A 6,761-nucleotide genomic window follows, 5' to 3' on the forward strand; every position below is an offset into this window, starting at 1 on the left:
TATTAATAGAAAAGGGCACCCATATCATGTGATGCCCTTTTTCATATCGGATTGTTTATTATTAATTAATGAATGTCATATTACTCTACGGGTAATTGCTCAATTTTGAGTGTTTGAGTAGGGAAGGCGATCTCAGCATCGTGTCGTGCAATGATATCCCCAATCTTGATTAAGACATCTTGCTTTACCTTATGATACTCAATCCAATTGATGGTTTTGGTAAAGGTATACACTAACAAATCTAATGATGATGGACCAAAGCCATTAAAATTGACGATCAGTGTTTGGTTTGAATCAATATCATTATGTTCAATTAGCATCGCTTTAACGTCATTTACGATGAGTTCTATATTTTTAAGATCATTATAGCGAATGCCTATATCTTCTTTTATACGACGGTTCAACATTCTTGATGGGTTTTCTACTACGATACTACTAAATACAGAGTTAGGTACGTAGAGAGGGCGTTTATCAAATGTTCTAATCACGGTCATTCGCCAGCCAATATGTTCAACGGTTCCTTCTAAAGAACGGTCAGGAGAGCGGATCCAGTCGCCGACTTTAAATGGACGATCAAAATAGATCATCATCCCACCAAAGAAGTTCGATAATAAATCCTTTGCTGCCAAACCAACAACTAAACCACCAACGCCCCCAAAGGTTAATAAGCCTGATAAGCTTAATCCCATTCCTTGCATTAACGATAGAAGACCTAATGAGATAAATATAAGACGGCTGACTTTCCCTAAAGCAAGTACGGTTGTCTCATCATGTTTAGGGTTCAATAAAACTTGTTTTTCTATTAATGAAGTTAGTCTTAGTGCTGACCAAATAAAACTCCAAACCAAAATGAATACTTGTAATTCAGGTAACCAAGTTGTGCTGAAATGTGTATGAACGGTAAGAAGGATCTTCAGTGAAGCGGTAGCCGGCCATAACCAAATAATGAGTGTAATCGGTGAAGAGATAGCAGTAATGACCGCATCATCCCAAGGAAGCTGAGTTTTAATTGCAATACGATGTAGACGCTGAATAATAATGCGCCAAGACAACCAAAGAAAAGCACTGAATAAAGAGATCACGATTATATTTTGTGCCCAATCGTGATCTTTAAATTCTAATAGGGTGTTCCACCAATCAAGGAAACGAGTCATTGATAGTTCTCTTTTATTTAAAAAAGATAGCTTATCACTTCGCTTGCCCAAAAAAAGTAGATAATAAGAAATATCACTGTAAAAATGAGCCATGCAAAAATAGAATGCTTCATTTTTGGGCTATTTCCCGTCAGCTCTGCGCTACCTGTTAACATTGGCTTGATTAAATTAATGCCTTTGAGTCTATACAAGAACACTGCGGCAATGTGTAAACCAATAAAGCCAAGGAGAACATCAAAATTTTGATGATGTATTTGAGTTAAAAATCCACTCATATCATAACTAATTAATGAAGCCAGGGGACCCTCAGAAAGAATATCATCATTGCTGAATAATCCAGTGATTAACTGTAATGACAATAGGAAAAATAATCCTAGTACCATATAGCCACCAGCGGGATTATGCCCAATAGAATGAGATAACTTTCCTTTTTTCTCTATTGATAAGTAGTTGATTGCTTTTTTAGGTGATGTGACAAAATGAGAAAATCTAGCGGTATCACTGCCAATTAGTCCCCAAATAATTCTTGTACCTAATAGGGCCATTAAAAGGTAAGCAAGCGTAAAATGCCATTCCATCAAACCTTCTTCCGCGGTGTACCAAAGTGAGCCAAGCAGTGCAACTTGGCTCCAATGATAAACTCGGACAAAACTATCCCAGATTTTCATGAATTCCCTTTGTAATTACTTTGCTTTGTAATCAGTATGACACGCTTTACAGTTCTTAACTGTTTTGCCAAACGCTTTACGGATTGCTGCTTTATCGCCTTTATCTGAAATACTTGCTAGTGCAGCAGCATCTTCTTGAAATTGAGCTAAGCGAGCTTCAAAATCAGGGAAATTCTTCCATACTTCTGGTAGTGCGTTTGTTTTTCCTTTATCTGAGCCTTCAACATAAAATGCATCTAACGGCATTAATGTTAGTTGAGATAATTGATTTGCTCGTTTAGCAAAAATAACATCACTCCATTCTGTTTTTCCTTTGACCATTTCACCCATTTCACTAACGTTACCCGCAATCATAGTAAAAGCTGCTTGGCGATATTTAATGGCTTTGTTTGCTTCATTAAAAGTGTGCGCTAAAACAGAGGTTGAAGCGAAAAGAGTAGAAGCGATGACCAGTGCTTGAATTTTTTTCATGTTGAGACTTCCTTGAATTGTAATTATTTTAAGTCTTTATTATATGAAATGATCGTTAAAAGAAGTAGTTAACTATCACAACATTTACACATTCTTTACACTTTGTGCAAAGCCGCACAAAAAAGGTGGATAATTTGATGGCTGCATCAAAAAACAAAGTGCGTATAATGGGGTGGTTATTTTTATAAGTAGGCTTGTTCGTTTTTATGCGCATTTTAAATATTACAACGCATCCAGATCTAGATCGTTTAGATAATCAAAAAATTCTCCAACGTAATGCAACTCGCGCGATCATACTAAAAGGCGAAGATATTCTTCTTTTATATACAGAGCGCTACCATGATTATTCTTTACCTGGTGGTGGGATAGATGATGGTGAAGATGTAATTGCAGGGTTAGTTAGAGAAATAGAAGAAGAGACGGGTGCTAAGAATATTTCAAGTATTGAACCATTTGGCATCTATGAGGAGTTTCGTCCTTGGTACAAACATGAGTGTAACGTACTTCATATGATTTCATATTGTTATACTTGCGATGCAGACAAAGAGCTAGGAGATACCAATTATGAAAGCTATGAAATTCGTAATGGAATGAAACCTGTTTGGATTAATATCCATGAAGCGATAGCTCATAATGAAAATATTATTGCTCATAGTGAGAAAAAAGGAATGAGCATAGAACGCGAAACCTTTTTACTTCACCTTATTGTGAAAGAGCGACTGCATGTTCAGTAAAGAGCAAATACTTAAATTAACTCAAATGAAAATGCCTTTTGGTAAGTACGCTGGCCGTGTACTTATTGATCTTCCTGAGGAGTATCTTTTATGGTTTGAACGAAAAGATGGTTTTCCAAAAGGGGAGTTAGGAGAATTAATGGCATTATGTTTAGCAATGAAAATTGAAGGGTTAGATGAAGTGATTCGACCTTTAAAATATAAACGATAAATTAACTATAGAGCATTAATGTTTGTCATTTGTGCTCTATGTCTATTTATTTAAATTGAGATTCACCTGATTTAGCACGTTTAAAATCTTCAAGTAACTCATCAGACGCTTCATTTCGTAGATAACTTAGCGCAGAGCAAAAGCTGCTAGTCTCATTATAAACTTCACGAGAACGATCGATATGGCGCTCAGCCGTTCTTCGCACTTGAGGGGTATTTTGAGAGTTACTGTATTGAACTTGTTGATCAAACACTTCTTTTACGTATTTTTGTTTACAAATATCTTCATTTTCAGGTGTAGCGACAATATCAGCCAGAGATGGAAATGAAATAAATGCGAATAATAAGGCATAAAAATGCTTTTTTATCATGATGTTATGTACCTTATGTTGAATTGTCTTTTCATTTTTACTTTCACGCTATGTTGAGCTTAGCGATTATAAGAAAATAATTGCATCTTGTCTTTGAGTAATCACTTTATTTATGAGTTTGGTGCGTAAAGATATATAGGCTGTCCGATATAATTACTTACTCATTATGTTGATTTTCCGATCTGTATCACTGTAACTCTGAGGTCAGAAAATTACTATAAGCTCACACAACGGAGAATATAATGATTAAGAAAACAACGATTGCACCACAAGGCCCTGAATTTTCAGAATTAGTTCAAGGTTACTGGAGACTTTCTGAATGGGAAATGACACCAATACAACGATTAAATTTCTTAAAACAACACATTGAATTAGGTATTACAACCGTTGATCACGCTGATATTTATGGCGGTTATCAATGTGAGCGTTTATTTGGAGAGGCTTTAGCGTTAGAACCTTCAGTTCGTGACCAAATAGAAATTATTACTAAGTGCGATATAAACCTATGTACACCAGAATTTCCGAACCGAAAAATTAATCATTACGATACATCGAAAGAGCATATTATTAGCTCTGTAAATAACTCACTTACTCGTCTTAATATTTCTGAAATTGATGTGCTATTGATCCACCGTTTAGATGTGTTAATGAATGCTGATGAAGTAGCTAATACTTTTAATCAATTACAGCAAGAAGGTAAAGTTAAGCATTTTGGTGTATCGAACTTTACTCCAAGTCATTTTGATTTACTGCAGTCGCGACTTGATAAGCCGCTAGTAACGAATCAAGTTGAAATTAATCCATTGAACTTTGATGTTGCACATGATGGTACGCTTGATCAATTACAAATGAATCGTATTAAACCAATGGCATGGTCGTGTTTAGCTGGTGGAGATATTTTTTCTGGTCAATCAGAACAAGCGATCCGAGTTAGAAAAGTGCTTGAAGAGTTAAAAGAAGAGGTTGGTGCACAAAGCATTGATCAAGTGATCTATGCATGGGTACGCAAATTACCTTCAAACCCATTACCAATTATTGGCTCAGGTAAAATTGAACGTGTTCAGGCGGCTGTTGATGCGATGGATATTAATTTAACTCGTGAACAATGGTATCGCGTATGGGTTGAATCAAAAGGCCACGGTGTACCATAGAGAGAGTTCTCATAATCAAACCGATAAAAAAATGGGATGCCAATTAGCATCCCATTTTTATTTAGGTTTTTACTTAGTTAAATAGTATCGTACTTATTTAACTAACCATTCAATCGCTTCACCTGCACGAATTGGCACAACAAAGTCATTACCAAATGTCATTGTTTCAGGAGCAATCCACGCTTCTTTTACAAGAGTAATCGTATCAGTATTACGAGCAAGGTTGTAAAAATCAGGCCCATTGAAGCTTGCGAATGCTTCAAGGTTTTCTAATTTACCTTCGTTCTCAAATACTTCAGCGTACAATTCAATTGATGCGTGTGCGGTATAAGAACCTGCACAGCCACACGCTGCTTCTTTTTTATCTTTCGCGTGTGGTGCTGAGTCAGTACCAATAAAGAATTTAGGATTACCGCTTGTTGCTGCTTCAACTAAAGCTTGCTGATGGGTGTTGCGCTTTAAGATTGGTAAGCAGTAGAAGTGAGGCTTAATACCACCAACTAACATGTGGTTACGGTTAAATAATAAGTGGTGTGCCGTGATTGTTGCTGCAACGTTTGGACCTGCATTTTTAACAAAATCAGCCGCATCTTTAGTTGTGATATGTTCTAGAACGATTTTCAGTTCTGGGAAGTCATTAACGATCGGAGCAAGAACGGTATCAAGGAAGGTTTTTTCGCGGTCGAAGATATCCACATCGTGTGTTGTTACTTCGCCATGAATAAGCAATAGCATGCCTTCTTCTTGCATGGTTTTTAATACAGGGTAAACCTTGCTAACGTTACTTACGCCAGAATCTGAATTGGTTGTTGCACCTGCAGGATAAAGTTTAGCAGCAACAATATGGCCTGTTGCTTTCGCTTTGCGGATCTCATCTGACGTTGTCTTTTCTGTTAAATATAAAGACATGATTGGAGTAAAAGTATCAGATGGGTTTACTGCTTGAATGCGGTCACGGTAACTAAGAGCTTGTTCTGTGGTTGTTACTGGTGGAACTAGATTTGGCATAATTAATGCACGGCCATTATAACGGCCAGAATCACGTACAGTGTCAGTTAATACGTCACCATCACGTAAGTGTAAATGCCAATCATCAGGACGAGTAATTGTTAAAGTTGTCATTTGCTGCTCCCACCAGAAAAAGAAATAAGAGCCTAAGAATTATCGAGTTAATCGTTTGCTTAGGCGAAAGGATTCTAAAGCAAAATGAATAGAACGAATAGGATTAAGTAAAAATTAGTAACAAATTTGACTTAAAAAGCAAAAGAAAAGACAATATGTGCGAAATTTATACAGCAAGAAGATAGTGAGAAGTTATGAAAAAGAGTAAAAAAGAAGTGTTACCAGCTTCTGAGTTTGAGCATGGTAGAGGGAAAATTAAAGATAACGCCTTAAAAGCAATTGTCACCTGTCCATTATTTACAACAAGAGTAATGAAAGCTAAAAAAGGAAAGGGGAGTTTTGCTCGCAAAGAGAAATATAAAGGGTTTAAAGAGCCCTATTCAAAAGTAGCGTAAGTTTTTGAATAGGGCTTTTGTGATCTAAGTTTGGTTTTTATTGCCAATCGAACAAATCTTCACCGTTTAACCTGTTGATATGAAAAAAGTTCTTTACCTTAGCGCTCAGTGTGGCATTATCTATCTCGTTCGACGATGTGCGTACATCGTATAATGGCTATTACCTCAGCCTTCCAAGCTGATGATGCGGGTTCGATTCCCGCTGTACGCTCCAATCTCTTTTTATCCTCCTCAAGAGATTATCCTGTTTTAAAATTCCAATTTATTGAAAATTAAGCGCTTAATAGCGTGTTTTTTTGTATCTGGCGTTTGTGAAAATCCAAGTTTGTATTTAGCGATTCTTACTTTCACTAAATATTTTCCTATGTAGTTATCTGATCAGCGATTTACCTTGATAGACCGAATAAATAGAACTCTTATTACTTTTATAAACATGATTTATAAAAAAGCCCCCAACTTAAAAAGGAGGGGGCTTATTGTTTTAG

The 6,761-nt window shown here is 36.4% G+C and carries 9 protein-coding genes and 1 tRNA gene; 5 read left to right on the forward strand and 5 right to left on the reverse strand.

Annotated elements, in window-relative coordinates:
* Positions 1-80: 80 nt before the first annotated feature.
* The 3 genes from BTO23_RS14110 to BTO23_RS14120 are packed head-to-tail and all read right to left on the reverse strand — an operon-like array spanning position 81 to position 2,293.
* Positions 81-1,154 carry a mechanosensitive ion channel family protein gene (locus BTO23_RS14110; protein ID WP_105063830.1) on the reverse strand — a complete coding sequence of 358 codons (1,074 nt, stop codon included), beginning with the start codon at positions 1,152-1,154 and terminating at the stop codon, positions 81-83.
* 17 nt (positions 1,155-1,171) lie between these two features.
* Positions 1,172-1,822, reverse strand: a complete 651-nt coding sequence (locus BTO23_RS14115) for a cytochrome b/b6 domain-containing protein (protein WP_060992351.1) — start codon at positions 1,820-1,822, stop codon at positions 1,172-1,174.
* Between the two features lie 15 nt (positions 1,823-1,837).
* Positions 1,838-2,293 carry a c-type cytochrome gene (locus tag BTO23_RS14120; RefSeq protein ID WP_060992352.1) on the reverse strand — a complete coding sequence of 152 codons (456 nt, stop codon included), beginning with the start codon at positions 2,291-2,293 and terminating at the stop codon, positions 1,838-1,840.
* A 206-nt stretch (positions 2,294-2,499) separates the two neighbouring features.
* On the opposite strand from BTO23_RS14120, the gene BTO23_RS14125 reads away from it, so the two are divergent.
* Both BTO23_RS14125 and BTO23_RS14130 read left to right on the forward strand, forming a co-directional pair.
* Positions 2,500-3,027 carry an NUDIX hydrolase gene (locus BTO23_RS14125; protein ID WP_060992353.1) on the forward strand — a complete coding sequence of 176 codons (528 nt, stop codon included), beginning with the start codon at positions 2,500-2,502 and terminating at the stop codon, positions 3,025-3,027.
* Positions 3,017-3,238, forward strand: a complete 222-nt coding sequence (locus BTO23_RS14130; protein WP_060992354.1) for a DUF3820 family protein — start codon at positions 3,017-3,019, stop codon at positions 3,236-3,238. Before BTO23_RS14125 ends, BTO23_RS14130 begins: the two co-directional genes overlap by 11 nt.
* 46 nt (positions 3,239-3,284) lie before the next feature.
* Here the strand turns inward: BTO23_RS14130 and BTO23_RS14135 are convergent, their stop codons facing one another.
* Positions 3,285-3,608 carry a hypothetical protein gene (locus tag BTO23_RS14135; RefSeq protein ID WP_245922114.1) on the reverse strand — a complete coding sequence of 108 codons (324 nt, stop codon included), beginning with the start codon at positions 3,606-3,608 and terminating at the stop codon, positions 3,285-3,287.
* Positions 3,609-3,850: 242 nt separating this feature from the next.
* Between BTO23_RS14135 and BTO23_RS14140 the strand changes: the two genes are divergently transcribed.
* On the forward strand, positions 3,851-4,759 hold the full coding sequence (locus BTO23_RS14140) for an aldo/keto reductase (protein ID WP_105063831.1): 909 nt from the start codon (positions 3,851-3,853) through the stop codon (positions 4,757-4,759).
* A 93-nt stretch (positions 4,760-4,852) separates the two neighbouring features.
* Here the strand turns inward: BTO23_RS14140 and pyrC are convergent, their stop codons facing one another.
* A complete protein-coding gene (pyrC, locus tag BTO23_RS14145; protein WP_061003849.1) occupies positions 4,853-5,881 on the reverse strand; it encodes a dihydroorotase in 1,029 nt (342 codons plus the stop codon).
* A 194-nt stretch (positions 5,882-6,075) separates the two neighbouring features.
* Here pyrC and BTO23_RS14150 point away from each other — a divergent pair, with 194 nt between their 5' ends.
* Positions 6,076-6,276, forward strand: a complete 201-nt coding sequence (locus tag BTO23_RS14150; protein ID WP_060992357.1) for a ribosome alternative rescue factor ArfA — start codon at positions 6,076-6,078, stop codon at positions 6,274-6,276.
* 139 nt (positions 6,277-6,415) lie between these two features.
* Positions 6,416-6,490, forward strand: a tRNA-Gly gene (locus BTO23_RS14155).
* Positions 6,491-6,761: the final 271 nt, after the last annotated feature.

It is taken from the genome of Aliivibrio sifiae (assembly GCF_002954715.1).
In the GTDB taxonomy this organism is placed as follows: Bacteria; Pseudomonadota; Gammaproteobacteria; order Enterobacterales; family Vibrionaceae; genus Aliivibrio; species Aliivibrio sifiae.